Source organism: Pseudomonas koreensis (assembly GCF_012986595.1).
Lineage (GTDB): Bacteria > Pseudomonadota > Gammaproteobacteria > Pseudomonadales > Pseudomonadaceae > Aquipseudomonas > Aquipseudomonas koreensis.
The window spans coordinates 84465-110827 of the sequence record NZ_JAAQYM010000004.1 but is presented as its reverse complement, the minus strand read 5'-3'; the positions used below and the strand labels follow the sequence as shown (position 1 = coordinate 110827).

Sequence of the window (26363 nt, the reverse complement as noted above, 5' to 3'; positions counted from 1 at the left end):
AACCTACGCGCCTAGAGTGAAGCCGTCCACCCCTCAAATGGAGAAATCCCCCATGACGTTGCAGATCGGTTTTCTGTTGTTTCCACAGGTGCAGCAACTGGACCTGACCGGTCCTTACGACGTGCTGGCCTCGCTGCCGGACGTGCAGGTGCACCTGATCTGGAAGGACCTGGTGCCGGTCACCGCCAGCACCGGCCTGCTGCTGAAACCGACCACCACCTTCGACGACTGCCCGGATCTGGATGTGATCTGCGTGCCCGGCGGCGCCGGGGTCGGGCCTTTGATGGAAGATGAACAGACACTGGGGTTCATCCAGCGTCAGGCGGCGCAGGCCAAGTACGTGACGTCGGTGTGCACCGGCTCCTTGGTGCTGGGCGCTGCGGGACTGCTAAAAGGCAAACGCGCCACCACCCACTGGGCCTATCACGAACTGCTGCCGAAACTCGGCGCGATTGCAGTAAAGGACCGGGTGGTGCGCGACGGTAATCTGTTTACCGGTGGCGGAATTACCGCGGGGATCGACTTTGCCTTGGTGCTGGCCGCCGAACTGGTGGGGGCCGAGGCGGCGCAGTTGATTCAACTGCAACTGGAATATGCGCCGGCACCGCCGTTTGAGTCGGGGAGCCCGCAGACAGCACCGAGCGCGATCGTCGATGAGGCTCGTGATCGTGCCGCGGCATCGTTGAAGACACGAACGGCAATTACCGAACGCGCAGCGGCGAAGCTCGACCTACGCTGACCCTTCGCCAAATACAAAACCCTGTAGGAGTGAGCCTGCTCGCGATCACGGTGTGTCAGCTATATATCGTTCGACTGACACGACCTCATCGCGAGCAGGCTCACTCCTACAGGTGATCGAGTTGGCTTCAGGTTTGTAGGCTGTCCCCACATCCCGCCACACCTTTACTTGTCCCAACGCCCTCACCCGTGTAGAAAGCCCTTCCACAAAATTCTGCACAAGGACTTTCGATGAAGGCGTTGCCATGGCTCTATCTGGCACTTCTCAGCCTCGGTTATGGATGGGCATTGAGCGTTGGCCAACTCGGCTGGCTCGCGCTGATCTCCCTCGGATTGTTGTTGGTGGCCGGGTTCGCCGTGCGCCAACAGCAGGTGCCGGTGGCGCGGTTACTGGGGCACGCTCTGTTTATCTTCCTCGCCCTGTCGCTGGCGCTGCACTGGTTGCCGGGGTTCGACAACGGTCGGGCCATCGCCCGGATGCGCTTCACCGACGACGCCGTGCCGTTTGCGATGTACCTCAATCTGGACAAACCCCTGATCGGCTTCTGGCTGCTGCTGGCCTGCCCATGGATCGTCGCGGCACGCTCTCTGCGTCTGACGGTGTACGCCAGCGTCCTCGGCCTGGCACTGAGCGCAACTCTGGCGCTGGGTGGCGCGCTGATGTTCGGCATGATTGCCTGGGCGCCGAAGTGGCCCGATCAGGCGTGGCTGTGGCTGCTGAACAACCTGCTGCTGGTGACGCTGGTCGAGGAAGCCCTGTTTCGCGGCTATATACAGGGCGGCTTGACTCGCGTGTTCAAGCACCTGCCCCAGGGTGAAAACCTGGCCCTGCTGCTGGCGTCGCTGATCTTTGCCCTGGCGCATCTGGGCGCGGGATGGCACTGGGTGCTGCTGGCGGGTCTGGCAGGTGTCGGCTATGGTCTGGCCTACCGTTATGGCGGGCTGGCGGCGGCAATCGCCACGCACTTTGGGCTGAACCTGCTGCATTTTGCGCTGTTCACCTATCCGATGCTGGCCGGTTGAAGCAAGAGCGGTTTTGCGACGCCGTACTTATATCTGAAAAAAAACTTCAATAATTTCCTGACAACGCCGACAACCTTTCAAAGCCTTGCGGATTGAAAAACCATGCGTAACAACCAGCCCATTACACAACGCGAACGGACTTTCCCGGCTCAGCAGCGGTTGATTTCCACAACCGACGCCAAGGGCGTGATCACCTACTGCAACGACGCTTTCGTCGAAATCAGCGGGTTTTCGCGTGAAGAGCTGATCCGTGCGCCGCACAACCTGGTCCGTCACCCTGACGTCCCGGCGGCGGTGTTTTCGCACATGTGGGGCACACTGAAACAAGGCTTGCCATGGATGGGCATTGTCAAGAATCGCTGCAAATCCGGTGACCACTACTGGGTGAACGCCTATGTGACACCGGTGTTTGAAGGCAATCAGGTGGTCGGTTACGAGTCGGTGCGGATCAAACCCACCGCCGAACAGATCCGCCGTGCCGAAGCGCTCTACCAACGCATCAACCAAGGCAAGTCGGCGATCCCTTCCAGCGACAAATGGCTGCCGGTGCTGCAAGACTGGCTGCCGTTCATTCTGGTCAGCCAACTGAGCTTCGTGATCGGCGCAACGCTGAACTCGCACTGGGGCTTTGCCCTCGCGGCCGGTCTGTCGGTGCCGCTGGGCCTGATGGGCCTGCAATGGCAGCAACGCGGGCTCAAGCGCCTGCTGCGCCTGGCCGAACAGACCACCTCCGACCCGCTGATCGCGCAGATGTACACCGACAGCCGTGGCGCGCAAGCGCGTCTGGAAATGTCGATCCTCAGCCAGGAAGCCCGCCTGAAAACCTGCCTGACCCGTCTGCAGGACACCGCCGAGCACCTGACCGATCAGGCCAAACAGTCCGACTCGCTGGCGCACAGCAGCTCGACCGGCCTGGAGCGTCAGCGCGTGGAAACCGAACAGGTCGCCACCGCCGTCAACCAGATGGCCGCCACTACCCAAGAAGTCGCCAGCCACGTGCAACGCACCGCTGACGCCACACAGGAAGCTAATCGCCTGACCGGTCGCGGTCGCGACATCGCCGGGGAAACCCGCGAAGCCATCCAGCGTCTGTCGGTAGTGGTTGGCGAAACCGGCCTGACCGTGACGCAACTGGCCAAGGACAGCGACGAAATCGGCGGCGTGGTCGACGTGATCAAAGGCATCGCCGACCAGACCAACCTGCTCGCCCTCAACGCCGCCATCGAAGCTGCACGTGCCGGCGAGATGGGCCGTGGCTTTGCCGTGGTCGCCGACGAAGTGCGCCAACTGGCGCAACGCACCAGCGAATCTACCGGGCAGATCCATGCCTTGATCGCCAAGCTGCAGCAGACTGCCTCCAGCGCCGTACAAACCATGGAAGCCGGGCATCGCCAGGCTGAAGAAGGTGTGGCGCGGGTACTGGAAGCGGATCAGGCGCTGGTCGGGATCAGTGAAGCGGTGGCCAACATCACCGACATGACCACCCAGATCGCTGCGGCGACCGAAGAGCAAAGTGCGGTGGCTGAAGAGATCAGCCGCAACATCAGCAATATTTCGGAACTGGCGGATCAGACGTCGGAACAGGCGCATAACTCGGCGTTGCTGAGTGAAGAGCTGACGAAGACGGCGAATACGCAGTACTCGTTGGTGGAGCGGTTTAACCGCTAAAAGCAAAAGATCGCAGCCTGCACATGCCACTGTGGCGCTACCGCAGGCTGCTCTTTTGATCTTGCCGATCATTCCCCGCAAAAAACCCGGACAGCGAAAGCTTTCGGGTTTTTTATTGCCTGCACACCTGTCAGATCTGACAGTTGACGCCCGATCGCTCGAAGGGTCATCTAGAGAAACCGTGAATGCTGTCGGTTGGAATACCTCCTCTAACTTGCAAAGACAGGTTTAATGATGACCACTCAAACTGTTTTTCTCGCCAAACATGCCGTTACCACCAATGACATTTTTGAATGGAGATTCGGCGAAGACAAAGCGATAAAAGCCCAATTCGCACTTTTCTATCGACGTGAATTTGACAGTAAGCCGATCTGGGTCATCAGCGGCCGGACAGGAAACTTCGAGGATAAGAACTATTTTGCATTCGCTATGAGTTTGCCCTACATCGACGACGAGCATTTCCCAGGCATCCATAAGCTCAGCGATGGGTTGACATTCACCCATAGTCACTGGATCCCCGCGCCGGAAGGATTCGATGGACTGCAGTCCGTGAACGCCGACTCAGCATGGCTCAATATCAAGAAATACGACTCAATTTCTGGCACTGTCGAAGGTAGTTTCGAAGCAGTGTTCAAGAGTCATGGCTATCGGTTGAACCCCAAGGGGACTTTCACCATGACGAGGCTGACACCTTCCTAAAGCGGGCGGACACCCGGTAGGGTCTAATCGCGAATAAGGAGGGAGCTTCCTTCCTTATTCAGTTATCGGCGATTCACCGGCCTCGACGAGCAGGGTTTCATCGTCAGCGTAGGGTCGACCTGGTAAATGGGGCGGGGCCTTGATGTTGTAACTTTCGGTGGCTCGTGGGGGATGGGGTCTACAGCCCGCTACATAGCCGTGTAAGCCGGCGGATTCTGGCGTACGCGTAGGTAAAGGGGCAAGGCGTTATAGCCGTTATGGCGCAACGGTTCGTGTACTTTAAACGTGCGCACACGAGTTACGTTTATGTGCGCGGTTTGCTCTGTTGTTTTGAAGTTATGATGGATTCAGTTGGGGATTGGTTGGCTGTCAGGCCGCCATCGCCAGCAGGCTGGCTCCCACAATTGGATCGGGTGCATTCAGTTGGAAATTGGTCGGCTGTCAGGCCGCCATCGCTGGCAAGCCAGCCCCCCACAATCGGGCAGAACGCGCACCGCTTGCGCTTTTCACCACTCAACAGGATGAGCGCTAGCTCGGCTGCCGCTTTTGATCTTGATCCACGGGCGACGTCGGAAGGCTGAGTGGAGGGATTTATCCGGGGGTGGGAGCGCAGCGACCGTTTGGCGCAGCCAAACACAGCGGGAGGAGGTGCAGCGAAGCAAACCGTAGGCGCTGCCCCCGGATTGATCCCGCAGCGAAGGGACCCCGAGCCCCAGCGAGCGGGCCGAACGCAGGAGCAAGCCTTTTTGGTTACTTTTTCGGCGTCTGGAAAAAGTGACCCGCCGTCAGGGCGGAACCCTAAGCCGCCGTGACCGCAGCAACGGATATACACCCAAATTTCATCGAAAAAACGAAGCAACCTTCTGCGCGGCGCTAGCCAAATGCTGCTCATGCGAAAACCCGGAAACCTTGAGCGGCTTCAAATCATGATCCCCAGAGGCCAACCAAAACACCTCAATACTCGGCGATAGATCGTAAGCCTCAACAGCTTCACGATTGCCAAGCGCATCCCGCTCCCCCTGCACAATCAAAGTCCGCGTCTTCAACCCAGCCAAATGCTCAACCCGCGGCTTCTCGGGTTTCCCAACCGCATAAAACGGATACCCGAGACAGACAAGCGCATCAGCCCCCAACTCGTCCGCCAAAAGACTGGCCATCCGCCCGCCCATGGACTTACCACCGACGGCCAAAGTCCCAGCGACATGACGTCGCACTTCAGCGAACACTTCGCGCCAGCACTCAAGCAGTTTCGGCGCCGGATTCGGCGGACGTTTGCTGCCGTCGATACGCCGCTGCGCCATATAAGGAAACTCAAACCGCAACACGCTCACGCCCAATGCAGCAAGGCGCCCAGCCATATCGTTCATCCACTCGCTATCCATCGGCGCCCCCGCCCCATGCGCCAGGATCAACGTCGCCGAAGCCTCGCCCGATGCGGCATCCCAAAGCCACCCACGATCCCGCACACACTGCGCCCATTGATCCCCGTCAATACTGGCCTTGTGCTGTTTGTCCATGCTTGCCTCGCTTTTAGTCTGCCTATAACTCCAGGCGAAGGATGCGCTGTTGGCGCTCACTTCGGCTGAACCGTGGATGGGGAACCATGAACACTTCTATCAGTACCGCCTACAACTACAAGGTGGTCCGCCAATTCGCCATTATGACGGTGGTGTGGGGCATCGTCGGCATGGGCCTCGGGGTTTTTCTCGCGGCCCAATTGGTCTGGCCTGAACTCAACTTCAATTTGCCCTGGACCAGTTTCGGCCGTCTGCGCCCGCTGCACACCAACGCGGTGATCTTCGCGTTCGGTGGCTGTGCGCTGTTCGCCAGTTCGTTCTACTCGGTGCAACGCACCTGCCAGACGCAATTGTTTGCACCGAAAATCGCCGCGTTCTGCTTCTGGGGCTGGCAACTGGTGATCCTGCTGGCAGCGATCAGCCTGCCACTGGGTTACACCAGCTCCAAAGAATACGCCGAGCTGGAATGGCCGATCGACATCCTGATCACCATCGTCTGGGTCGCCTACGCCATCGTGTTCTTCGGCACGATCATGCAGCGCAAGACCAAGCACATTTATGTGGGCAACTGGTTTTTCGGCGCGTTCATCATCACCGTGGCCATCCTGCACATCGTCAACAATCTTGAGTTGCCGGTGAGCCTGACCAAGTCCTACTCGGTGTACGCCGGTGCGACCGACGCGATGGTGCAATGGTGGTACGGCCACAACGCCGTAGGCTTCTTCCTCACCGCCGGTTTCCTCGGGATGATGTATTACTTCGTGCCGAAACAGGCCGAACGTCCGGTGTATTCGTATCGCCTGTCGATCGTGCACTTCTGGGCGCTGATCACCCTGTACATCTGGGCCGGTCCGCACCACCTGCACTACACCGCGCTGCCGGACTGGGCACAGTCGCTGGGCATGGTGATGTCGCTGATTCTGCTGGCACCGAGCTGGGGCGGCATGATCAACGGCATGATGACCCTCTCGGGCGCCTGGCATAAGTTGCGCAGCGACCCGATCCTGCGCTTCCTCGTGGTCTCGCTGGCGTTCTACGGCATGTCGACCTTCGAAGGTCCGATGATGGCGATCAAAACGGTCAACGCCCTCTCCCACTACACCGACTGGACCATCGGCCACGTTCACGCCGGCGCACTCGGTTGGGTGGCGATGATTTCCATTGGCGCGCTGTACCACATGATCCCGAAAGTCTTCGGCAAGGAGCAGATGCACAGCGTCGGCCTGATCAACGCGCACTTCTGGCTCGCGACCATCGGCACCGTGCTGTACATCGCCTCGATGTGGGTCAACGGCATCGCTCAAGGCCTGATGTGGCGCGCGGTGAACGAGGACGGCACGCTGACCTACTCCTTCGTCGAAACCCTGGTGGCCAGCCACCCAGGCTTCGTCGTGCGGCTGGTGGGTGGGGCGATCTTCCTCAGCGGCATGTTCCTGATGGCTTACAACACCTGGCGCACCGTGCGGGCCTCGCAGCCTGCTGACGTCGTTGCTGCCGCGCAGATGGCCTGAGGAGTCCGCCATGAAACACGAAACGATTGAAAAGAACGTCGGCCTGCTGATGCTGCTCATGGTGTTCGCCGTGAGCATCGGTGGCCTGACCCAGATCGTCCCGCTGTTCTTCCAGGACGTCACCAACAAACCGGTGGAAGGCATGAAGCCCTACACCGCGCTGCAACTGGAAGGCCGCGACATCTACATCCGCGAGGGCTGCGTCGGCTGCCACTCGCAGATGATCCGGCCGTTCCGCGCCGAAACCGAACGTTACGGGCACTACTCGGTGGCCGGTGAAAGCGTGTGGGATCACCCGTTCCTGTGGGGCTCCAAGCGCACCGGTCCGGACCTGGCCCGGGTCGGCGCGCGTTACTCGGATGACTGGCACCGCGCGCACTTGTACAACCCGCGCAACGTCGTGCCGGAATCGAAAATGCCGGCCTACCCGTGGCTGGTGACGCAAGCGGTCGACAGCAGCCACACCGAAACCAAGCTCAAGACCATGCGCACCCTCGGCGTGCCGTACACCGACGACGACATCAGCGGCGCGGTCGCCAGCCTCAAGGGCAAGACCGAAATGGACGCGCTCGTCTCCTACCTGCAAGTGCTCGGCACTGCGATCAAGAGCAAGAGGTGAGCCATGCCGATCTTCTTTGGAATAAGCGAAATGAGCGCGGGGCTGATTCGCGGCTTAGGCACCGTGGTCGTATTTGTAGCTTTTATCGGCCTGACCCTGTGGGTGTTCAACCGCAAGCGCACGCCGGAATTCGCCGAAGCGCGCCTGCTGCCGTTTGCCGACGAGCCGCAACCCGACACTACCCAAGCATCTGAACCAAGGAGTACCCGGCCATGACCACCTTCTGGAGTACGTGGATCTGCGTACTGACCATCGGCAGCCTGATCGGCCTGACCTGGCTGCTGATCGGCACGCGTCGGGGCGAGACCAAGGGCAGCGTCGACCAGACCATGGGCCACAGCTTCGACGGCATCGAGGAGTACGACAACCCGTTGCCACAATGGTGGTTCATGTTGTTCGCCGGCACGCTGGTGTTCTCGGTGGGCTATCTGATCCTGTATCCGGGCCTGGGCAACTGGAAAGGTGTCCTGCCCGGCTACGAGGACGGCTGGACCGGCGTCCACGAGTGGGAAAAGGAGATGAACAAGGCTGACGCCAAATTCGGGCCGATCTTCGCCAAGTTCGCCGCCATGCCGGTGGAAGAAGTGGCGAAGGATCCGCAGGCACTGAAAATGGGTGGCCGACTGTTCGCCTCCAACTGCTCGGTGTGCCACGGCTCCGACGCCAAGGGCGCGTTCGGTTTCCCTAACCTGGCCGACAGCGACTGGCGCTGGGGCGGCGACGCCAATACCATCAAGACCACCATCATGGGTGGGCGGATGGCGGCGATGCCGGCCTGGGGCGAAGTGCTCGGTGAAGCCGGGGTGAAGAACGTCGCGGCGTATGTGCGTCACGAACTGGCCGGCCTGCCGCTGCCCGCCGACAGCAAGGCGGACCTGCAAGCCGGACAGCAAGCGTTCAGCACCACGTGCGTAGCCTGTCATGGGGCAACCGGCCACGGCACTGAAGCCATGGGTGCGCCGAATCTGACGCACCCGGCCGGATTTATCTATGGCACCAGCCTGACGCAGCTTGAACAGACCATCCGCCATGGCCGCCAAGGCCACATGCCGGCGCAGAGCGAATTGCTGGGCAACGATAAAGTGCAATTGCTGGCCGCTTATGTGTACAGCCTGTCGCACGGATTGAATACAGAAAAACTGATTACTGAAGACAATAAACAGTAAGCATTGCCTACACCTTTGCCGCACCGTTCTCGGTGCGGCAGCATCCAGCCCCTTTGCGACGCATTGTCGCACCCCTTCGCACCCTCTCCTTTCGAATCCCCCGATTCGGGTCTACGCTTGCTCGATGCGGACTGGCCCGTGCCGGTTCCAGGTCGACCTTGAGCGATGTGTTCGACAAATCGCCTGACTGACAGGGCGCAAAGCCCGGTGGATACCGGCTATCGCGCCAATGACCGTCCGTCACCCGATCACTGCGTTCGAACATACCCAGTTACAACTGACCTGAACCCCTCGCTTTTTTCGTCCGCTGCGACATTTTGTCCGAGGCCAATTTTGTCCTTACGCGGCGTATGGAAAGGCCGCAGAATCAGCGTTGGAAAGCATTGACCCAGGTCATGGCGCGTTGCAATGACCCCCTGCTCTCTGCATACTTGCGGCCGATTTTAATCCTAATAAAACACCTAAACCGTGGAACCTTAGAATGAGCACAGCAATCAGTCCGACTGCTTATAACTATAAGGTAGTCCGCCAGTTCGCCATCATGACGGTGGTCTGGGGGATCCTTGGCATGGGGCTCGGTGTCTTCATTGCCTCGCAACTGGTCTGGCCGGAGTTGAACTTCGGTCTGCCGTGGACGAGCTTTGGACGCCTGCGCCCGTTGCACACAAACCTGGTGATTTTCGCCTTCGGTGGTTGTGCACTGTTTGCCACTTCCTACTATGTCGTGCAGCGAACCTGCCAGACGCGACTGATCTCCGACAGCCTCGCCGCCTTCACCTTCTGGGGCTGGCAAGCCGTCATCGTCGGCGCAATCATCACCTTGCCGCTGGGTTACACCACCACCAAGGAATACGCCGAACTGGAATGGCCGCTCGCCATTCTGCTGGCCATTGTCTGGATCTCCTACGGGCTGGTGTTCTTCGGCACCATCACCAAGCGCAAGACCAAGCACATCTACGTCGGTAACTGGTTCTACGGCGCGTTCATCGTCGTGACCGCGATGCTGCACATCGTCAACCACGCATCCTTGCCGGTCAGCTTCTTCAAGTCCTACTCGGCCTATGCCGGTGCGACCGACGCGATGATCCAGTGGTGGTACGGCCACAACGCCGTGGGCTTCTTCCTCACCACCGGCTTCCTCGGGATGATGTACTACTTCGTGCCGAAACAGGCCGAACGTCCGATCTACTCCTATCGCCTGTCGATCGTGCACTTCTGGGCGCTGATCACCCTGTACATCTGGGCCGGCCCGCACCACCTGCACTACACCGCCCTGCCGGACTGGGCGCAATCGCTGGGCATGGCGATGTCGATCATCCTCCTGGCACCGAGCTGGGGCGGCATGATCAACGGCATGATGACCCTCTCGGGAGCGTGGCATAAGCTGCGTACCGACCCGATCCTGCGCTTCCTCGTGGTCTCCCTGGCGTTCTACGGCATGTCGACCTTCGAAGGTCCGATGATGGCGATCAAGACCGTCAACTCGCTCTCGCACTACACCGACTGGACCATCGGCCACGTACACGCCGGCGCATTGGGCTGGGTGGCGATGATCTCGATCGGCGCGATCTACCACATGATCCCGAAACTGTTCGGTCGTGCGCAGATGCACAGCACCGGCCTGATCAACGCGCACTTCTGGCTCGCGACCATCGGTACCGTGCTGTACATCGCCTCGATGTGGGTCAACGGCATCACCCAGGGCCTGATGTGGCGTGCAATCAACGATGACGGCACCCTCACCTACTCGTTCGTCGAAGCGCTGCAGGCCAGCCACCCGGGCTACATCGTCCGTGCCCTGGGCGGTGCATTCTTCGCCAGCGGCATGCTGTTGATGGCTTACAACGTCTGGCGCACCGTGCGCGCCTCGAACCCGGCTGAAGCCGAAGCCGCCGCCCAGATCGCTGTCGTTGGAGCTCACTGATGAAGCATGAAGCTGTCGAGAAGAACATTGGCCTGCTGGCCTTCTTCATGGTCATTGCCGTCAGCGTTGGCGGCCTGACCCAGATCGTTCCGCTGTTTTTCCAGGACGTCACCAACAAGCCGGTCGAAGGCATGAAGCCGCGCTCGGCGCTGGAACTGGAAGGCCGCGACGTTTACATCGCCAACGGTTGTGTCGGCTGCCACTCGCAGATGATCCGCCCGTTCCGCGCCGAAACCGAACGCTACGGCCACTACTCGGTGGCCGGTGAAAGCGTCTGGGACCACCCGTTCCTGTGGGGTTCCAAACGTACCGGTCCGGACCTGGCCCGGGTTGGCGGTCGTTACTCCGATGACTGGCACCGTGCGCACTTGTACAACCCGCGCAACGTAGTGCCTGAGTCGAAAATGCCGGCTTACCCGTTCCTCGTGGAAAACAAGCTCGACGGCAAAGACACGGCCAAGAAGATGGAAGTGTTGCGCACGCTCGGCGTCCCTTACACCGACGAAGACATCGCCGGTGCCAAAGATGCCGTAAAGGGCAAAACCGAAATGGACGCGCTGGTGGCCTATCTGCAAGGCCTGGGCACCATCATCAAAAGCAAACGGTGATTCTTAATGGATATCGGGATGATTCGTGGCCTGGGCACCGTCGTTGTGATGGTGGCCTTCATCGGTCTGGCGCTGTGGGTGTTCAGCCCCAAGCGCAAGTCGGAGTTCGAAGACGCGACCTTGCTGCCTTTTGCGGATGATCCCGAAGCCATCAAGCACGTCGAGCAAGCTTCTAGGAGTAACAAAGAATGACTACATTCTGGAGTCTGTACGTCACAGTCCTCAGTCTCGGTACGATCTTCGCCCTGACCTGGCTGCTGCTGTCGACCCGCAAGGGCCAGCGCAGCGAACAGACGGACGAAACGGTCGGCCACTCCTTCGACGGGATCGAGGAGTACGACAACCCACTGCCGAAATGGTGGTTCATGCTGTTCGTCGGCACCATCGTGTTCGCCCTGGGCTACCTGGTGCTGTACCCGGGCCTGGGCAACTGGAAAGGTCTGCTGCCGGGCTACAACTACCTCGATAACGACAAGCAGACCGCGTTCGCCAACGGCAAGACCGGCTGGACCGGCGTGCACGAATGGGAAAAGGAAATGGCCCGCTCGGACGCCAAGTTCGGTCCGATCTTCGCCAAGTTCGCGGCGATGCCAATCGAAGAAGTTGCCAAGGATCCGCAAGCACTGAAGATGGGTGGCCGCCTGTTCGCCTCCAACTGCTCGGTGTGCCACGGTTCCGACGCCAAGGGCGCCTACGGCTTCCCGAACCTGACCGACGCCGACTGGCGCTGGGGCGGCGAACCGGAAACCATCAAGACCACCATCATGGGCGGTCGTCACGCGGTGATGCCGGCCTGGGCCGAAGTGATCGGCGAGCAAGGCGTAGCCGATGTGGCGGCCTTCGTGGTCACCCAGCTTGATGGCCGCAAATTGCCGGAAGGCACCAAGGCTGATCCGGCCAACGGCCAGAAACTGTTCGCCGCCAACTGCGTGGCCTGCCACGGTCCGGAAGGCAAAGGCACCCCGGCGATGGGCGCACCCAACCTGACCCACCCGGCGGCGTTCATCTACGGTTCGAGCTTCGCGCAACTGCAGCAGACCATCCGTTACGGCCGTCAGGGCCAGATGCCTGCGCAGGAACAACTGCAAGGCAACGACAAGGTGCACCTGCTGGCGGCTTACGTGTACAGCCTGTCCCACGGTGACAAACCCGCGGAAGCCGAGGCCCAGTAAAGCCCTCGCCTGACGCAGGAAAAAAGCCCCCGCCAGTGATCTGACGGGGGCTTTTTTATGGGCGATTGGCCCAGATCGACTTCACCGGAACCGTGGCAACCGGTGTACGTTTGCGCCACTCATTAGCCTCGACCAGACTCACCTCCAGTTGCTTGCGGTCCCTGGAAAAACTGGCGGTCAGGTAGGTCTGCTGGGACGCCGCGCCGCTCAGAAACATCGGCACGCTCCCCACATTCGTCTTGCTGCCCCCCTCGGCGTGGAAATGGCCGGCAAAAATCGCCGTCACCTGATACGTCTCAATCATTTCGCGAAAGCGTTTTTCCTGATCCCAACTGCCTGCCCAGTCATAGGGTTTGTGCATATTGATAATGATCGCGTAGCCCTGCGCCCGCGCCAGTCGCAAATCTTTCTCCAGCCAGTCCAGCGACTGCCTGATATCGAATGAAGTCGGATTCAAGGCGTGGGAGATTTTCACCTGATAGGTGGGTTCATTGTTCAGCTGTACCAGATGTACTTCACCGATATTTTTTGAATACGCAAGACTGCCAAGATAGTGCTTGCTCAAGAAGCTGCCGGTGACTTCAAGATCGAACTCATCGACTTTATCAACGTGATGATCACGGTAATCGACAATACTGCCCGCCGCACAGCTTTCACTGAAACAGTCATTCACGTTGTTCTGGTAATCATGATTACCCAACCCGTAGAGATAGTAATCACCAAAGTGTTTCTTCAGCATCGTCCGGACAAACGAACGCTGCCAGCCATGGCCAAACGCGGTCATGTCGCCATTGATCATCAGCGGCACGGCGGCCTGCCCGCCCATTTCGTTGCGGAACTGCGCAATGCTCGCGAATTGGCTTTCCACCAGCCATTTCGAGCGCTTTTCGAAGTCCGCGCTCGATTCATCTTCGCCACTGTCGGATTTCTCGGTCCACGGGTATTGCGGGTCCGAGGCAAATACCATGTGCTGCGGCACACCTTCAATGGCCCAGGCAAAAGAGCTCAGCGATAACAGGCACAGACAAGCGAAAAGCTTTTTAACTTCCTTGATCTTCATAACAATCCATTATTTAGTTAATTATCAACACATGAACATGCAACTAATACGCTGCAGAACAGCCAGCAAGTTATTCGAAAACAATGAAAATTTAAAACCAGTTAATTAACTAATAATATTTCCATAACATGGACAACGGTATTGAAATTAATACTTTGAGACACATGCCTGATGGACTCGATTCAGCCGGCTCTGTAGGGTCTTCCACACCCCGATGACCCGCATCGGAGCCACTTCAAGGATGAAGCCGCTATGTTGAATGACGACAAAACCCGTCTTCCGGTGGAGCACGACCTCACCGAAGCCGATGACGCAAACCCATCATCGAAAGCCCCCGCGGACTCCGCTGTCCTGGCAACGCGCAAACGGCTGCAACCCGACGCCAAAGGCAGTACAAAACCCCACCGAAATACCGGCAGCCTCGATAGCCTGGGCGGCGGCAGACTTCCCTGAGCTTGAAGACCGTTCCGAATAAACCCGAGCCGGCCTGCGCTTTCAGCGAGGTCGGCTCGCCTGGTGCCAGCCATGAACCGACCAGCGGACGGCTGGGTCCTGTCTTCCTCGATTGCCGCACCCAAGGCGAAGTAGTAACGTTGCTACATCTGTATTGCGAGAGGTCAACCATGATGGCAATCACCACCATCTCCAGCCGTGAATTCAATCAGGACACCAGCAGCGCCAAAAAGGCTGCGCGCCTGGGTCCAGTGATCATCACCGACCGTGGCAAGGCCTCTCACGTACTGTTGAGCATTGAGGAGTATCAGAAACTGAGCGGTGCAACCGCCAGCATCGTCGATTTGCTGGTCATGCCGGAAACTGCCGACATCGAATTCGAAACCGAGCGAGCAGTCATCATTCACCGTCCCGTGGATCTGTCCTGATGTATTTACTCGACACTAATGTGATCTCCGAACTTCGCAAGCCGCAAGCCGATGCCAATGTCGTCAGTTGGGCCAAAGGCGTCATCGCGCCGCGCTTGTACATCTCGGCCATTACCTTGAAAGAACTGGAAACCGGAGTGCTGCGAATGGAACGGCGGGATCCTGCGCAAGGAAAGCTGCTGCGCCGCTGGCTGACGCGTCACGTCATGCCGGCCTTCGAAACACGAATCCTGCCGGTCGATGCCGCGGTGGCCCTGCGCTGCGCCAGCCTGCATGTGCCTGACCAGGCCAATGAAAGCGATGCGTTGATCGCCGCCACGGCCTTGGTACACGGGCTCACGGTGGTCACCCGCAATGTCGGTGACTTCCAGTCGAGCGGCGTCGCACTGATCAACCCGTGGGAACATTGAACGAGCGACCGCGCCAAAACTGTCCATACTCAACAAGTCAATTGATCTGCATCAGGCTTTGCTGCATTCGCTACACCAATAATGCTTTTTCCCCAACGCGACCAAAGGTCGCACCCTTGAGTCAGAGCGACAGGCGTATCATTGCGCCACTGCACCACCTCTTTCTGACCGCGGTCGGCACGTATCGACCGAGGCATTTTTCCACTGCCGTGGGATGCAATGATGAGCAACCAGATTCCGGTACACGACGTCACACCACCGAGTAAAAACGCGAACAACAGCGTCGATCTTTACGCCTCTCGAGAAAAAATCTACACCCGTGCTTTCACCGGTCTGTTCCGTAATCTGCGGATGCTCGGCGGCGCCGCGCTGTTCCTGTTGTATTTCGGTACGGTCTGGCTCAATTGGGGCGGCCATCAGGCCGTGTGGTGGAACTTGCCGGAGCGCAAGTTCTTCATCTTTGGCGCCACGTTCTGGCCGCAAGACTTCATTCTGCTGTCCGGCCTGCTGATCATTGCCGCGTTCGGTCTGTTCTTCATCACTGTTTACGCGGGTCGCGTGTGGTGCGGCTATACCTGTCCGCAAAGTGTGTGGACGTGGATTTTCATGTGGTGCGAAAAGGTCACCGAAGGCGACCGCAACCAGCGCATCAAGCTCGACAAGGCGCCAATGAGCGGCAACAAGTTGCTGCGCAAAGCCGCCAAGCATGCGCTGTGGCTGCTGATCGGTTTCGTCACCGGCATGACCTTTGTCGGCTACTTCTCGCCAATCCGCGAACTGGTGTTCGAGTTCTTCACCGGTCAGGCCGATGGCTGGTCGTACTTCTGGGTCGGTTTCTTCACCCTCGCCACCTACGGCAACGCCGGCTGGCTGCGCGAACAGGTGTGCATCTACATGTGCCCGTACGCTCGCTTCCAGAGCGTGATGTTCGACAAGGACACCCTGATCGTTTCCTACGACCCGCGTCGCGGTGAAAGCCGTGGCCCGCGCAAGAAAGGCGTTGATTACAAGGCCATGGGCCTGGGCGATTGCATCGATTGCACCATGTGCGTCCAGGTCTGCCCGACCGGCATCGACATCCGCGACGGCCTGCAGATCGAGTGCATCGGCTGCGCCGCGTGCATCGATGCCTGCGATGCGATCATGGACAAGATGGATTACCCGCGCGGGCTGATCAGCTACACCACCGAACACAACCTGTCGGGCCAGAAAACCCATAAACTGCGGCCGCGCCTGATCGGCTATGCCGTGGTGCTGCTGGCGATGATCAGCCTGCTGGTCACCGCGTTCTTCATGCGCTCGCTGGTTGGTTTCGACGTCAGCAAGGACCGCGTGCTGTATCGCGAGAACGCCGAGGGCCGGATCGAAAACGTCTACAGCCTGAAGATCATGAACAAGGATCAGCGCGACCACACTTATGTGCTGGAAGCTGCCGGTTTGCCTGACCTGCGTCTGCAGGGCAAACGCGAGATCAAGGTCCCGGCCGGTGAGATCTTCAGCATGCCGGTGGAGTTGTCGAGCGCACCGGAACAATTGCCGTCGAGCACCAACGAGGTGAAATTCATCCTCAAGGATGCTGACGACGACAGCGTCCACGTTGAAGCCAAGAGCCGATTCATCGGCCCACAAACCCGTTGAGAGAACTGAACATGCCCGCCGCAAACGCCGCAAGCCCTTGGTACAAGCACCTTTGGCCATGGATCATCATCGGGATTCTGGCCTGTTCGGTGACCCTGACCCTGTCGATGGTGACCATTGCGGTGAACAACCCGGACAACCTGGTCAACGACAACTACTACGAGGCCGGCAAGGGCATCAACCGCTCACTGGATCGCGAACTGCTGGCGCAGGAACTGAAGATGCGCGCCAACGTGCATCTGGACGACGTGACCGGCGAAGTCGACCTGCGCCTGAGCGGCGACAGCCAGCCGAAAACGCTGGAGTTGAACCTGATCTCGCCGACCCAGCCGGAGAAGGATCGCAAGATCGTCCTGACCCGCAGCGAAACCGAAACCGGCCGCTACATCGGCCAATTGGGCGACAAGGTCGAAGGCCGGCGTTTTGTCGAACTGCTGGGCAGCCAGGATGACCACGTGTGGCGCATGTTCGAAGAGGAACAGGTCAGCCATGACAAGGATCTGCTGCTCGGTGACGAACCGCTGCAGGGCGCCGAAGACCTGGATAAATAACAATCTGCACGGTGGCGAGGGAGCTTGCTCCCGTTGGGGTGCAAAGCGCCCCTGTAACCAGCTTCCCGGTTCATTCAGGCAGAATGAATGGCTGCCCTACGACTGCTTCGCAGCCGAACGGGAGCAAGCTCCCTCGCCACACTAGATTTGCACGGCATCACAAATGACCACCCCACTCCCCTGCTACCACTGCGCCCTGCCCGTTCCGTCGGGCAGCCGCTTCACCGCCGTCGTGCTCGGGGAGGCCCGCGAGTTCTGCTGCCCCGGCTGTAAGGCTGTGGCCGAAGCCATCGTCGCCGGTGGTCTGGAAAGCTATTACCAACACCGCAGCGAAGCCTCGGCCAACCCCGAAGCGCTGCCGGTGCAACTGACCGATGAACTGGCGCTGTACGACCGCGCCGACGTGCAACAACCCTTCGTCCGGCACGAAGGCGAACTCGCCGAAACCACCCTGTTGATGGAAGGCATCAGTTGCGCCGCCTGCGGCTGGCTGATCGAGAAGCACCTGCGCACCTTGCCGGCAGTCGCCGAAGCGCGCCTGAATCTGTCCAACCATCGACTGCACGTGCGTTGGGCCGATGCGCAATTGCCGCTGAGCCAGATCCTCGCCGAACTGCGCCACATCGGTTACGCCGCCCACCCGTATCAGGCCGACCGCGCCAGCGAACAACTGGCCAGCGAAAACCGTCTGGCCCTGCGCCAACTCGGCGTCGCCGGGCTGCTGTGGTTCCAGGCAATGATGGCGACCATGGCGACCTGGCCGGAATTCAACATCGACCTCAGCCCCGAGCTGCACACGATCCTGCGCTGGGTCGCGCTGTTCCTGACCACACCGATCGTGTTCTACAGCTGCGCGCCGTTCTTCAAAGGCGCGATGCGCGACTTGCGCACCCGCCACCTGACCATGGACGTCTCGGTGTCGCTGGCCATTGGCAGCGCTTACATTGCCGGGATCTGGACCTCGATCACCGGGGTCGGCGAGCTGTATTTCGACGCGGTCGGCATGTTTGCGCTGTTCCTGCTCGCCGGGCGATATCTGGAGCGCCGCGCCCGCGAACGCACCGCCGCCGCGACGGCGCAGCTGGTCAATCTGCTGCCGGCCTCGTGCCTGCGCCTCGACGCCGACGGCCAGAGCGAACGCATTCTGCTCACTGAGTTGCGCCTCGGCGACCGGGTGCTGGTGCAGCCGGGTTCGATCCTGCCGGCGGATGGCAAGATCCTCGACGGCCAGTCGAGCATCGACGAATCGCTGCTGACCGGCGAATACCTGCCGCAACCGCGCATGAGCGGTGACGCCGTGACCGCTGGCACGTTGAATGTCGAAGGTGCATTGACCGTCGAAGTGCTGGCGCTGGGTCAGGACACGCGGCTGTCGGCCATCGTCCGCCTGCTTGATCGCGCCCAGGCGGAGAAACCCCGGCTGGCGGAAATCGCCGACCGGGCGGCGCAATGGTTCTTGCTGTTGTCGCTGATTGCCGCGGCGGCCATCGGCCTGTTGTGGTGGGAGCTGGATTCATCGCGGGCGTTCTGGATCGTTCTGGCGATGCTGGTCGCGACCTGCCCCTGCGCGCTGTCGCTGGCGACCCCAACGGCGTTGACCGCCGCCACCGGCACCTTGCACAAACTTGGCCTGCTGCTGACCCGCGGCCATGTGCTGGAAGGCCTGAACCAGATCGACACGGTGATTTTCGACAAGACCGGCACCCTCACCGAAGGGCGGCTGGTGCTGCGTTCGATTCGCCCGCTGGCGACGCTGAACAGCGATCAATGCCTGAGCCTCGCCGCTGCCTTGGAAAACCGCTCGGAACACCCGATTGCCCGTGCCTTCGGCCGTGCACCACTGGCCGCCGAAGACGTCCACAGCACGCCGGGACTCGGCCTCGAAGGCCTGGTCGATACGCAGCGCTTGCGCATTGGTCAGGCAGCCTTCGTCTGCGACCTCAGCGGCACACCTGTGCCGACGATGCCGAATGAAGCGGGGCAATGGCTGCTGCTCGGCAGTGATCAGGGGCCGCTGGCGTGGTTCGCTCTCGACGACCGCCTGCGCGACGATGCGCCCGCGCTGCTTGCCGCGTGCAAGGCCCGGGGCTGGCGCACCTTGCTGCTGTCCGGCGACAGCTCGCCGATGGTCGCCAGCGTCGCCGCTGAACTGGGCATCGACGAGGCCCGTGGCGGCTTGCGCCCGGATGACAAGCTGCAAGTGTTACAACACCTGCACGCCCAGGGACGCAAGGTGCTGATGCTCGGTGACGGCGTCAACGATGTACCGGTGCTGGCCGCCGCCGATATCAGCGTCGCCATGGGGTCGGCCACCGATCTGGCGAAGACCAGTGCCGATGCAGTGCTGCTGTCCAACCGCCTCGACGCGTTGGTGCAGGCATTCACGCTGGCGCGGCGCACCCGCCGGGTAATCATCGAGAACCTGCTGTGGGCGGCGCTGTACAATGGCCTCATGTTGCCGTTCGCCGCCCTCGGCTGGATCACCCCGGTGTGGGCCGCGGTCGGCATGTCGATCAGTTCGTTGACCGTGGTGCTCAATGCCCTGCGCCTGACTCGCCTGCCGAGTGCGCCGGTCGCCGCCCCCCGCTCAGAAACCCGCCCGTTGCCGGCTTGAACCGCGCGGGCCTGGAGTACCGATGCCAGCTCTTTACGTGATGATCCCCGCGGCCCTGCTGATCGTGGCCATCGCCGTGTACATCTTCTTCTGGGCGGTGGACAGCGGTCAGTACGACGACCTCGATGGCCCGGCCCACAGCATCCTGTTCGATGATCAGGACCCGAACCACACCGCCGCCGTGGACGAAGCCAAGTCCGACAAACCGCAGGACAAGGCGCCCCCCCATGCTTGAGCTGGCTCCCCTGCTGGTTTCAGCGCTGATCCTCGGCCTGCTCGGCGGCGGTCACTGCCTGGGGATGTGCGGCGGCCTGATGGGCGCGCTGACCCTGGCGATCCCCAAGGAACAGCGCAGTCGGCGCTTTCGCCTGCTGCTGGCGTACAACCTCGGACGCATCCTCAGTTACGCCACGGCCGGCCTGCTGATCGGCCTGGCCGGCTGGGCGGTGGCGAACAGTCCGGCGGCGATGTTCATGCGCATCCTCGCCGGGTTGCTGCTGATCGCCATGGGCCTGTATCTGGCCGGCTGGTGGAGCGGGCTGACCCGCATCGAAAGCCTGGGACGCGGCGTGTGGCGCTACATTCAGCCGCTGGCCAACCGCTTGCTGCCAGTGTCGACACTGCCCCGTGCGTTGCTGCTCGGCGCGCTGTGGGGCTGGCTGCCGTGCGGACTGGTTTACAGCACGCTGCTGTGGTCGGCGAGTCAGGGCAATGCGCTGGACAGCGCGTTGTTGATGCTCGCTTTCGGCCTCGGGACATGGCCGGTGCTGCTCGCCACGGGGCTTGCGGCGGAACGTGTCACTGCCATTTTGCGCAAACGCAGCGTGCGCATGGCCGGTGGTTTACTGGTGATTCTCTTCGGGATCTGGACATTGCCCGGCCCGCATCAGCATTGGCTGATGGGCCACTGATTAACACTGTGGCGAGGGAGCTTGCTCCCGCTGGGGTGCGGAGCGCCCCTCGCTTTTGCCATCAAAAGCATTGGGCCTGCTGCGCAGTCCAGCGGGAGCAAGCTCCCTCACCACAAAGCAGTGACTACCAATCCGCCGTTGATGCAAATCAAGAGCCCCGTCGCCGCTCCCCGATAGACTCGCCACACTGCCAGCCTATCCGGGGGAATGCCCGCATGCTCGACGCCATTCGTTGGGACACTGATCTGATCCGCCGCTACGACCTGGCGGGGCCGCGCTACACCTCGTACCCGACGGCCGTGCAATTCAATAGTCAGGTCGGCACGTTCGACCTGTTCCATGCCCTGCGCGACAGCCGCAAGGCGCTGCGCCCGTTGTCGCTGTACGTGCACGTACCGTTCTGCGCGAACATTTGCTATTACTGCGCCTGCAACAAGGTCATCACCAAGGATCGCGGTCGCGCCCAGCCTTATCTGCAACGACTGGAGCAGGAAATCCAGCTGATTGCCTGCCATCTGGAGCCGGCGCAGAAAGTCGAGCAGCTGCACTTCGGCGGCGGCACCCCGACCTTTCTCAGCCATGACGAGCTGCGGCAGTTGATGGCGCATTTGCGCAAACACTTCAACCTGCTGGATGACGACTCCGGTGACTACGGCATCGAAATCGACCCGCGTGAGGCCGACTGGTCGACCATGGGCCTGCTGCGTGAACTGGGTTTCAACCGGGTCAGCATCGGTCTGCAAGACCTCGACCCGGCGGTCCAGCGTGCGGTCAATCGCCTGCAAAGCCTGGAAGAAACCCGCGCGGTGATAGATGCTGCGCGCACCCTGCAATTTCGCTCGATCAACATCGACCTGATCTACGGTCTGCCCAAACAGACGCCGGAGAACTTTGCGCGCACCGTTGAAGAAGTCATCAGCCTGCAACCGGACCGGCTCTCGGTGTTCAACTATGCGCACCTGCCGGAGCGCTTCATGCCGCAGCGGCGGATCAACAGCCAGGAGCTGCCGAGCCCTGCGCACAAACTGGAAATGCTCCAGCGCACCATCGAGCAACTGACCGCTGCCGGTTACCGCTACATCGGCATGGATCACTTCGCCCTGCCCGACGATGAGCTGGCGATCGCCCAGGAAGAGCAGACCCTGCAACGCAACTTTCAGGGCTACACCACCCATGGCCATTGCGACTTGATTGGCCTGGGCGTCTCTGCGATCAGCCAGATCGGTGACCTGTACTGCCAGAACAGCAGCGACCTCAACCAGTACCAGAACACCCTCGCCGCCGCGCAACTGGCGACCAGCCGTGGCCTGGTATGCAATGCCGACGACCGCCTGCGCCGCGCGGTGATCCAGCAACTGATCTGTAACTTCAGCCTGGAGTTCGCCGATATCGAGCAAGCGTTCAACATCGATTTTCAGGGCTATTTCGGCGCGCTTTGGCCGCAACTGCAAGGCATGGCCAACGATGGCCTGATCACCCTTGATCGCGAAAGAATCGAAGTGCTGCCGGCCGGACGCCTGCTGGTGCGCTCGGTGTGCATGGTGTTCGATGCGTATCTGGCACAGCAGAACCGTCAGCGTTTCTCGCGGGTGATCTAGTTTTTTGTCAGCAGTGAGCCGAGCTTGAGGTTTTGCTCGGCGGAAAGACCGGACTGATCCATGACTTTGGACAGGGCCAGATTGGCGCTGATCAGCCCGGTGTTCAACGCCGCGATGGCACCACGCAGCGCGGCGAGCATGTTGACCTTGGCTTCGTTGGTCAGCGTTTTGTCGGCCATGACGGCGGCCATCCGGGCTTTCTTCTCGGCGATCTCTTTTTGCAGTTTGCGGATCATCTTCAACAACTGCTGGACGTTCTCGGGCAAGCCGCTGTCTTCGATGTCGCTGTTCTCGCCCCCGGCGCTGAAGGTTTTTGTCATAGCGGCACCGGACAGCGACACTTTGACACCCTCGACCAAGGTCGGGGTTGCCAGCAGCGATGCCTCGGGGCCCGGTTCATCGCCTGCGGCGGTTTGAGCGGTACCCGGCGAGGACGTAACGCCTTTGTTACCGGGGTTCAGCGTACCAATGGCAGTCATCGAAGCGGCTCCTTGCGTGCGTGGTGATACCCCTTTATCGGCCACTGGCCCTGCGGCTTTACGCCCGTGGGACAAAGTCGCCATGGACTGGCCTGAATGTCCTCCCGTGGGTTACCCTTACGGCTTATGTGTGTTTTCCCACAAGGATTTAAGAAATGTCCGAGCCAGTCAAACTGCGCGCTCACAACCAGGCCCATTGCAAGGATTGCAGCCTGGCCCCTCTCTGCCTGCCACTTTCTTTGAATCTGGAAGACATGGATGCGCTGGACGAAATCGTTAAACGTGGTCGCCCGCTGAAAAAAGGCGAGTTCCTGTTTCGCCAGGGTGACACCTTCGATTCCGTTTATGCAGTACGCTCCGGCGCTCTGAAAACCTTCAGCCTGAGCGACACTGGCGAAGAACAGCTCACCGGTTTCCACCTGCCGAGCGAACTGGTCGGCCTGTCCGGCATGGACACCGAGAAGCACCCGGTGTCGGCCCAGGCGCTGGAAACCACCTCGGTGTGTGAAATTCCCTTCGAACGCCTCGACGAACTGGCCCTGCAACTGCCGCAGCTGCGGCGCCAGTTGATGCGCGTGATGAGCCGCGAGATCCGCGACGACCAACAAATGATGCTGTTGTTGTCGAAGAAAACCGCCGACGAGCGCATCGCCACGTTCCTGGTCAACCTGTCGGCACGTTTCCGCGCCCGCGGGTTCTCGGCCAACCAGTTCCGCCTGAGCATGTCGCGCAACGAAATCGGCAACTACCTGGGCCTGGCGGTGGAAACCGTGTCCCGGGTGTTCACGCGCTTCCAGCAGAACGAACTGATCGCCGCCGAGGGCAAGGAGATCCACATTCTCGACCCGATCCAGCTCTGCGCCCTGGCTGGCGGCTCGCTGGAAGGCTGATCTCGATCCGCGGTTGAGCGAAGCGTTTCAGCCGCGGGTATACTGCGCCGTTTGCAGCCCTGCCAGGACACCTCGACGATGGTCTTCGACTCCTTCGAAATCAAATCCCTGATCCGCCCCGTGATCGACTTCCCGAAACCGGGCGTGATCTTTCGCGACATCACCCCGCTGTTCCAGTCGCCCAAGGCCATGCGCCTGGTGATGGACAGCTTCGCCCACCGCTATGTGGAAGCCGACTTCACCCACATCGGCGCGATGGATGCGCGCGGTTTCCTGATCGGTTCGGTGCTGGCCTACCAGTTGAACAAGCCGCTGGTGCTGTTCCGCAAGCAGGGCAAACTGCCGGCGGACGTGTTGGCCGAAGGTTATGCGACCGAGTACGGCGAAGCCTTCCTCGAAGTGCACGCCGACAGCCTGTGCGAAGGCGATTCGGTGGTGATGTTCGATGACCTGATTGCCACCGGTGGCACGCTGATCGCAGCGGCCAACCTGATCCGCCGCATGGGCGCCCGTGTGCATGAAGCGGCGGCGATCATTGACCTGCCGGAGCTGGGGGGGTCGCAGCGCCTGGAAGACATGGGCATCCCGACCTTCTGTCTGACGCGATTTGCCCTGACTGATAAGTAAGTAGCGCCTGTCAGACCGCTTTCGCGAGCAGGCTCGCTCCCACATTTGGAATGCATTCTCCTGTGGGAGCGAGCCCGCTCGCGAAGGCGTCGGCCGCCTCAACGCAGAACCTAAAGCCCCATCTGCTTGCTGATGATCTCGTTCATCACTTCCCGCGTCCCGCCGCCAATCGACAGAATGCGGTTATCCCGATACAGCCGCTCCACCAGGCTTTCGCGCATAAACCCCAGCCCGCCAAGAATCTGCACCGCTTCGGTAGTGATCCGGTCCGACGTATCCGTGGCAAAATTCTTGGCCATGGAAATCTCCTTGATCACGCTCTGCCCCGCCGCCATCTTCGCCGCCTGCCGATAGGTAAACTCCCGCGACACCTCCAGCGCCGTGGCCATTTCGGCCAGACGATGCTTGATCACCTGGAATTTGCCGATCGGCTTGCCGAACGCCTCACGCGCACGCGCCCACTTCAGGGCTTCTTCCAGCGCCAGTTGTGACGTCATGTTGGCCATCAGCGCCAGCGCCAGCCGCTCGCTCTGGAAATTGCCCATGATGCAGGCGAAGCCCATGTTCTCGGCGCCGATCAGATGGCCCACAGGCACCCGACAATCGTCGAAGAACAGTTCAGCGGTGTCCGAGGCCCACCAGCCCATTTTTTTCAACTGGCGGCCTACGGTGAAGCCTGGGGTGCCCTTCTCGATCAGCAACAGGCTGATGCCGCCGAAACCCGGCGCGCCGGTGCGCACCGCGACGGTGTAGAAATCCGCGCGTACGCCACTGGTGATGAAGGTTTTGCTGCCGCTGACCCGATAGACATCGCCGTCACGCACGGCGCGGGTTTGCAGGTTGGCGACGTCGGAACCGCCACCGGGCTCGGTAATCGCCAGGGCGCTGATTTTCTCGCCGCTGAGCACGGCCGGCACAATACGGTCGCGCAACTCGGGCCGCGCCCATTTGACGATCGGTGGCAGGCCGATATCCAGCGACCCCAGCCCCGCCACCAGACCGCCGGAGCCGCAGCGCATCAGCTCTTCACTGGCGGCGACCTTGGCGAACACATCACCTTCGTGGCTGCCACCCAGCGCTTCGGGATAACTGATGCCGAGAATCCCCGCCGCCCCGGCCTTCAGGTACAGCTCACGGGGAAAGCTCTCGGCCTCTTCCCACGCGTCGACGTCCGGCAGGATTTCGCGTTCGACGAAACGTCTGACGCTGTCGCGGACCATTTGGTGGCTGGGGTCGAAGTATTCCTGGAAGGCAGGCATCGGCGAACTCCATCGAAGGGTTGGCCGACGTTAACCGAGCGCTTGCTTGGTTTTCAAGATGCAGAAGATCAAAAGATCGCAGCCTTCGGCAGCTCCTACATTAGGAATGCGTCCCTGTAGGAGTTGCCGAAGGCTGCGATCTTTGGCTTTGATCAGAGGGAAATCGGCTTACGCCCGGCAAACGAATGCGCCAGCGTGCCGCCATCCACCAGCTCCAGCTCACCGCCCAGCGGCACACCATGGGCAATCCGCGAGGCGATCAGGCCTTTGTTGCTGAGAAGCTGGGCGATGTAATGCGCGGTCGCCTCACCTTCCACCGTCGGGTTGGTGGCGAGGATGACTTCAGTAAAGGTGCCTGCCTCTTCAATTCGCGCCATCAACTGCGGAATACCAATGGCTTCCGGCCCCAGACCGTCCAACGGCGACAGATGACCCTTGAGCACGAAGTAACGCCCACGGAAACCGGTCTGCTCCACCGCATACACGTCCATCGGCCCTTCCACCACGCACAGCAGCGTGTCGTCGCGGCGGGTATCGGCGCATTGCGGGCACAGGTCATCTTCGGTCAGCGTGCGGCACTGACGGCAATGACCGACCCCTTCCATGGCCTGGCTCAGGGCCTGGGCCAGGCGCGTGCCGCCACTGCGGTCACGCTCGAGCAACTGCAACGCCATACGCTGGGCGGTTTTCTGACCCACGCCCGGCAAGGTTCGCAGGGCATCGATCAGTTGGCGAATCAAAGGGCTGAAGCTCATGGGTAAAAAGTCCGACAAAACAACGAGACGCGGTTTATACCCGCG

28 protein-coding genes are annotated in these 26363 nt (G+C 60.7%); 23 read left to right on the top strand and 5 right to left on the bottom strand.

Features of this window, described 5'->3' with window-relative positions; genetic code table 11:
* Nucleotides 1-52: 52 nt before the first annotated feature.
* The 4 genes from inhA (at nt 53) to HBN98_RS13620 (ending at nt 4128) form a co-directional block, all read left to right on the top strand.
* The gene (gene inhA / locus HBN98_RS13635; RefSeq protein WP_083366455.1) at nt 53-739 is read left to right on the top strand and encodes an isonitrile hydratase; all 687 of its coding nucleotides are present in this window, start codon (nt 53-55) and stop codon (nt 737-739) included.
* Nucleotides 740-969: 230 nt separating this feature from the next.
* The gene (locus HBN98_RS13630; RefSeq protein ID WP_083366456.1) at nt 970-1761 is read left to right on the top strand and encodes a CPBP family intramembrane glutamic endopeptidase; all 792 of its coding nucleotides are present in this window, start codon (nt 970-972) and stop codon (nt 1759-1761) included.
* 102 nt (nt 1762-1863) lie between these two features.
* Nucleotides 1864-3429: a methyl-accepting chemotaxis protein gene (locus HBN98_RS13625; protein WP_064586804.1), complete on the top strand. Its 1566-nt coding sequence runs from the start codon at nt 1864-1866 to the stop codon at nt 3427-3429.
* Between the two features lie 231 nt (nt 3430-3660).
* Complete coding sequence (locus tag HBN98_RS13620) at nt 3661-4128, top strand: hypothetical protein (RefSeq protein WP_229755002.1); 468 nt, start codon at nt 3661-3663, stop codon at nt 4126-4128.
* Between the two features lie 839 nt (nt 4129-4967).
* On the opposite strand, the gene HBN98_RS13615 is transcribed toward HBN98_RS13620, so the two are convergent.
* Nucleotides 4968-5645: an alpha/beta family hydrolase gene (locus HBN98_RS13615; protein WP_083366457.1), complete on the bottom strand. Its 678-nt coding sequence runs from the start codon at nt 5643-5645 to the stop codon at nt 4968-4970.
* 86 nt (nt 5646-5731) lie between these two features.
* On the opposite strand from HBN98_RS13615, the gene ccoN (HBN98_RS13610) reads away from it, so the two are divergent.
* From ccoN (HBN98_RS13610) to ccoP (HBN98_RS13575), 8 genes are all read left to right on the top strand, one after another.
* A complete protein-coding gene (gene ccoN / locus HBN98_RS13610) occupies nt 5732-7156 on the top strand; it encodes a cytochrome-c oxidase, cbb3-type subunit I (protein ID WP_083366458.1) in 1425 nt (474 codons plus the stop codon).
* A 10-nt stretch (nt 7157-7166) separates the two neighbouring features.
* A complete protein-coding gene (gene ccoO, locus HBN98_RS13605; protein WP_003223389.1) occupies nt 7167-7775 on the top strand; it encodes a cytochrome-c oxidase, cbb3-type subunit II in 609 nt (202 codons plus the stop codon).
* Nucleotides 7776-7778: 3 nt separating this feature from the next.
* Complete coding sequence (locus HBN98_RS13600) at nt 7779-7991, top strand: cbb3-type cytochrome oxidase subunit 3 (RefSeq protein WP_083366459.1); 213 nt, start codon at nt 7779-7781, stop codon at nt 7989-7991.
* The gene (gene ccoP, locus HBN98_RS13595; RefSeq protein WP_064586800.1) at nt 7988-8941 is read left to right on the top strand and encodes a cytochrome-c oxidase, cbb3-type subunit III; all 954 of its coding nucleotides are present in this window, start codon (nt 7988-7990) and stop codon (nt 8939-8941) included. The genes HBN98_RS13600 and ccoP (HBN98_RS13595) overlap by 4 nt, the downstream gene beginning before the upstream one ends.
* A gap of 481 nt (nt 8942-9422) precedes the next feature.
* Nucleotides 9423-10865, top strand: a complete 1443-nt coding sequence (gene ccoN / locus HBN98_RS13590) for a cytochrome-c oxidase, cbb3-type subunit I (protein ID WP_083366460.1) — start codon at nt 9423-9425, stop codon at nt 10863-10865.
* A complete protein-coding gene (gene ccoO, locus HBN98_RS13585; protein WP_064116879.1) occupies nt 10865-11473 on the top strand; it encodes a cytochrome-c oxidase, cbb3-type subunit II in 609 nt (202 codons plus the stop codon). The genes ccoN (HBN98_RS13590) and ccoO (HBN98_RS13585) overlap by 1 nt, the downstream gene beginning before the upstream one ends.
* A 6-nt stretch (nt 11474-11479) precedes the next feature.
* A complete protein-coding gene (locus HBN98_RS13580; protein ID WP_003175465.1) occupies nt 11480-11665 on the top strand; it encodes a CcoQ/FixQ family Cbb3-type cytochrome c oxidase assembly chaperone in 186 nt (61 codons plus the stop codon).
* Nucleotides 11662-12645 (top strand): cytochrome-c oxidase, cbb3-type subunit III, encoded by a 984-nt coding sequence (gene ccoP, locus HBN98_RS13575; RefSeq protein WP_064586798.1) that lies wholly within the window; start codon nt 11662-11664, stop codon nt 12643-12645. The genes HBN98_RS13580 and ccoP (HBN98_RS13575) overlap by 4 nt, the downstream gene beginning before the upstream one ends.
* A 55-nt stretch (nt 12646-12700) precedes the next feature.
* Here ccoP (HBN98_RS13575) and HBN98_RS13570 read toward each other — a convergent pair whose 3' ends face one another.
* Nucleotides 12701-13705 carry a metallophosphoesterase family protein gene (locus HBN98_RS13570; protein WP_083366461.1) on the bottom strand — a complete coding sequence of 335 codons (1005 nt, stop codon included), beginning with the start codon at nt 13703-13705 and terminating at the stop codon, nt 12701-12703.
* A gap of 252 nt (nt 13706-13957) precedes the next feature.
* Here HBN98_RS13570 and HBN98_RS13565 point away from each other — a divergent pair, with 252 nt between their 5' ends.
* The 9 genes from HBN98_RS13565 (at nt 13958) to hemN (ending at nt 22308) form a co-directional block, all read left to right on the top strand.
* Nucleotides 13958-14158 carry a hypothetical protein gene (locus tag HBN98_RS13565; protein WP_064586796.1) on the top strand — a complete coding sequence of 67 codons (201 nt, stop codon included), beginning with the start codon at nt 13958-13960 and terminating at the stop codon, nt 14156-14158.
* 173 nt (nt 14159-14331) lie between these two features.
* Nucleotides 14332-14586, top strand: coding sequence for a type II toxin-antitoxin system Phd/YefM family antitoxin (locus tag HBN98_RS13560; protein ID WP_064589972.1), 255 nt, complete (start codon nt 14332-14334; stop codon nt 14584-14586).
* Nucleotides 14586-14996 carry a type II toxin-antitoxin system VapC family toxin gene (locus HBN98_RS13555; RefSeq protein WP_083366462.1) on the top strand — a complete coding sequence of 137 codons (411 nt, stop codon included), beginning with the start codon at nt 14586-14588 and terminating at the stop codon, nt 14994-14996. The genes HBN98_RS13560 and HBN98_RS13555 overlap by 1 nt, the downstream gene beginning before the upstream one ends.
* Before the next feature lie 222 nt (nt 14997-15218).
* Nucleotides 15219-16634 (top strand): cytochrome c oxidase accessory protein CcoG, encoded by a 1416-nt coding sequence (gene ccoG / locus HBN98_RS13550; protein WP_064586794.1) that lies wholly within the window; start codon nt 15219-15221, stop codon nt 16632-16634.
* A gap of 11 nt (nt 16635-16645) precedes the next feature.
* Complete coding sequence (locus HBN98_RS13545; RefSeq protein WP_064586793.1) at nt 16646-17185, top strand: FixH family protein; 540 nt, start codon at nt 16646-16648, stop codon at nt 17183-17185.
* Between the two features lie 163 nt (nt 17186-17348).
* On the top strand, nt 17349-19799 hold the full coding sequence (locus tag HBN98_RS13540) for a heavy metal translocating P-type ATPase (RefSeq protein WP_083366463.1): 2451 nt from the start codon (nt 17349-17351) through the stop codon (nt 19797-19799).
* Between the two features lie 22 nt (nt 19800-19821).
* Entirely contained in the window at nt 19822-20034 is a 213-nt protein-coding gene (gene ccoS / locus HBN98_RS13535; RefSeq protein WP_025110359.1) for a cbb3-type cytochrome oxidase assembly protein CcoS, read from the top strand.
* The gene (locus HBN98_RS13530; RefSeq protein WP_083366464.1) at nt 20027-20710 is read left to right on the top strand and encodes a sulfite exporter TauE/SafE family protein; all 684 of its coding nucleotides are present in this window, start codon (nt 20027-20029) and stop codon (nt 20708-20710) included. The genes ccoS and HBN98_RS13530 overlap by 8 nt, the downstream gene beginning before the upstream one ends.
* A 215-nt stretch (nt 20711-20925) precedes the next feature.
* Entirely contained in the window at nt 20926-22308 is a 1383-nt protein-coding gene (gene hemN / locus HBN98_RS13525; RefSeq protein ID WP_064586789.1) for an oxygen-independent coproporphyrinogen III oxidase, read from the top strand.
* On the opposite strand, the gene HBN98_RS13520 is transcribed toward hemN, so the two are convergent.
* Entirely contained in the window at nt 22305-22787 is a 483-nt protein-coding gene (locus HBN98_RS13520) for a hypothetical protein (protein WP_083366465.1), read from the bottom strand. The two genes, hemN and HBN98_RS13520, sit on opposite strands and share 4 nt — an antisense overlap.
* Before the next feature lie 155 nt (nt 22788-22942).
* Here HBN98_RS13520 and fnr point away from each other — a divergent pair, with 155 nt between their 5' ends.
* Both fnr and HBN98_RS13510 read left to right on the top strand, forming a co-directional pair.
* On the top strand, nt 22943-23677 hold the full coding sequence (fnr, locus tag HBN98_RS13515; RefSeq protein ID WP_025110355.1) for a fumarate/nitrate reduction transcriptional regulator Fnr: 735 nt from the start codon (nt 22943-22945) through the stop codon (nt 23675-23677).
* Between the two features lie 78 nt (nt 23678-23755).
* Complete coding sequence (locus HBN98_RS13510; RefSeq protein WP_083366466.1) at nt 23756-24304, top strand: adenine phosphoribosyltransferase; 549 nt, start codon at nt 23756-23758, stop codon at nt 24302-24304.
* Nucleotides 24305-24414: 110 nt separating this feature from the next.
* On the opposite strand, the gene HBN98_RS13505 is transcribed toward HBN98_RS13510, so the two are convergent.
* A complete protein-coding gene (locus HBN98_RS13505; protein WP_083366467.1) occupies nt 24415-25563 on the bottom strand; it encodes an acyl-CoA dehydrogenase family protein in 1149 nt (382 codons plus the stop codon).
* A 152-nt stretch (nt 25564-25715) separates the two neighbouring features.
* Nucleotides 25716-26318 carry a recombination mediator RecR gene (gene recR / locus HBN98_RS13500; RefSeq protein WP_003223341.1) on the bottom strand — a complete coding sequence of 201 codons (603 nt, stop codon included), beginning with the start codon at nt 26316-26318 and terminating at the stop codon, nt 25716-25718.
* Nucleotides 26319-26363 lie beyond the last annotated feature (45 nt).

What these genes read in the sequence shown, in the direction of transcription:
- inhA (WP_083366455.1), top strand. Translation starts at nt 53, where the DNA reads ATGACGTTGCAGATCGGTTTTCTGTTGTTTCCACAGGTGCAGCAACTG.
- HBN98_RS13630 (WP_083366456.1), top strand. Translation starts at nt 970, where the DNA reads ATGAAGGCGTTGCCATGGCTCTATCTGGCACTTCTCAGCCTCGGTTAT.
- HBN98_RS13625 (WP_064586804.1), top strand. Translation starts at nt 1,864, where the DNA reads ATGCGTAACAACCAGCCCATTACACAACGCGAACGGACTTTCCCGGCT.
- HBN98_RS13620 (WP_229755002.1), top strand. Translation starts at nt 3,661, where the DNA reads ATGATGACCACTCAAACTGTTTTTCTCGCCAAACATGCCGTTACCACC.
- HBN98_RS13615 (WP_083366457.1), bottom strand. Translation starts at nt 5,645, where the DNA reads ATGGACAAACAGCACAAGGCCAGTATTGACGGGGATCAATGGGCGCAG.
- ccoN (WP_083366458.1), top strand. Translation starts at nt 5,732, where the DNA reads ATGAACACTTCTATCAGTACCGCCTACAACTACAAGGTGGTCCGCCAA.
- ccoO (WP_003223389.1), top strand. Translation starts at nt 7,167, where the DNA reads ATGAAACACGAAACGATTGAAAAGAACGTCGGCCTGCTGATGCTGCTC.
- HBN98_RS13600 (WP_083366459.1), top strand. Translation starts at nt 7,779, where the DNA reads ATGCCGATCTTCTTTGGAATAAGCGAAATGAGCGCGGGGCTGATTCGC.
- ccoP (WP_064586800.1), top strand. Translation starts at nt 7,988, where the DNA reads ATGACCACCTTCTGGAGTACGTGGATCTGCGTACTGACCATCGGCAGC.
- ccoN (WP_083366460.1), top strand. Translation starts at nt 9,423, where the DNA reads ATGAGCACAGCAATCAGTCCGACTGCTTATAACTATAAGGTAGTCCGC.
- ccoO (WP_064116879.1), top strand. Translation starts at nt 10,865, where the DNA reads ATGAAGCATGAAGCTGTCGAGAAGAACATTGGCCTGCTGGCCTTCTTC.
- HBN98_RS13580 (WP_003175465.1), top strand. Translation starts at nt 11,480, where the DNA reads ATGGATATCGGGATGATTCGTGGCCTGGGCACCGTCGTTGTGATGGTG.
- ccoP (WP_064586798.1), top strand. Translation starts at nt 11,662, where the DNA reads ATGACTACATTCTGGAGTCTGTACGTCACAGTCCTCAGTCTCGGTACG.
- HBN98_RS13570 (WP_083366461.1), bottom strand. Translation starts at nt 13,705, where the DNA reads ATGAAGATCAAGGAAGTTAAAAAGCTTTTCGCTTGTCTGTGCCTGTTA.
- HBN98_RS13565 (WP_064586796.1), top strand. Translation starts at nt 13,958, where the DNA reads ATGTTGAATGACGACAAAACCCGTCTTCCGGTGGAGCACGACCTCACC.
- HBN98_RS13560 (WP_064589972.1), top strand. Translation starts at nt 14,332, where the DNA reads ATGGCAATCACCACCATCTCCAGCCGTGAATTCAATCAGGACACCAGC.
- HBN98_RS13555 (WP_083366462.1), top strand. Translation starts at nt 14,586, where the DNA reads ATGTATTTACTCGACACTAATGTGATCTCCGAACTTCGCAAGCCGCAA.
- ccoG (WP_064586794.1), top strand. Translation starts at nt 15,219, where the DNA reads ATGAGCAACCAGATTCCGGTACACGACGTCACACCACCGAGTAAAAAC.
- HBN98_RS13545 (WP_064586793.1), top strand. Translation starts at nt 16,646, where the DNA reads ATGCCCGCCGCAAACGCCGCAAGCCCTTGGTACAAGCACCTTTGGCCA.
- HBN98_RS13540 (WP_083366463.1), top strand. Translation starts at nt 17,349, where the DNA reads ATGACCACCCCACTCCCCTGCTACCACTGCGCCCTGCCCGTTCCGTCG.
- ccoS (WP_025110359.1), top strand. Translation starts at nt 19,822, where the DNA reads ATGCCAGCTCTTTACGTGATGATCCCCGCGGCCCTGCTGATCGTGGCC.
- HBN98_RS13530 (WP_083366464.1), top strand. Translation starts at nt 20,027, where the DNA reads ATGCTTGAGCTGGCTCCCCTGCTGGTTTCAGCGCTGATCCTCGGCCTG.
- hemN (WP_064586789.1), top strand. Translation starts at nt 20,926, where the DNA reads ATGCTCGACGCCATTCGTTGGGACACTGATCTGATCCGCCGCTACGAC.
- HBN98_RS13520 (WP_083366465.1), bottom strand. Translation starts at nt 22,787, where the DNA reads ATGACTGCCATTGGTACGCTGAACCCCGGTAACAAAGGCGTTACGTCC.
- fnr (WP_025110355.1), top strand. Translation starts at nt 22,943, where the DNA reads ATGTCCGAGCCAGTCAAACTGCGCGCTCACAACCAGGCCCATTGCAAG.
- HBN98_RS13510 (WP_083366466.1), top strand. Translation starts at nt 23,756, where the DNA reads ATGGTCTTCGACTCCTTCGAAATCAAATCCCTGATCCGCCCCGTGATC.
- HBN98_RS13505 (WP_083366467.1), bottom strand. Translation starts at nt 25,563, where the DNA reads ATGCCTGCCTTCCAGGAATACTTCGACCCCAGCCACCAAATGGTCCGC.
- recR (WP_003223341.1), bottom strand. Translation starts at nt 26,318, where the DNA reads ATGAGCTTCAGCCCTTTGATTCGCCAACTGATCGATGCCCTGCGAACC.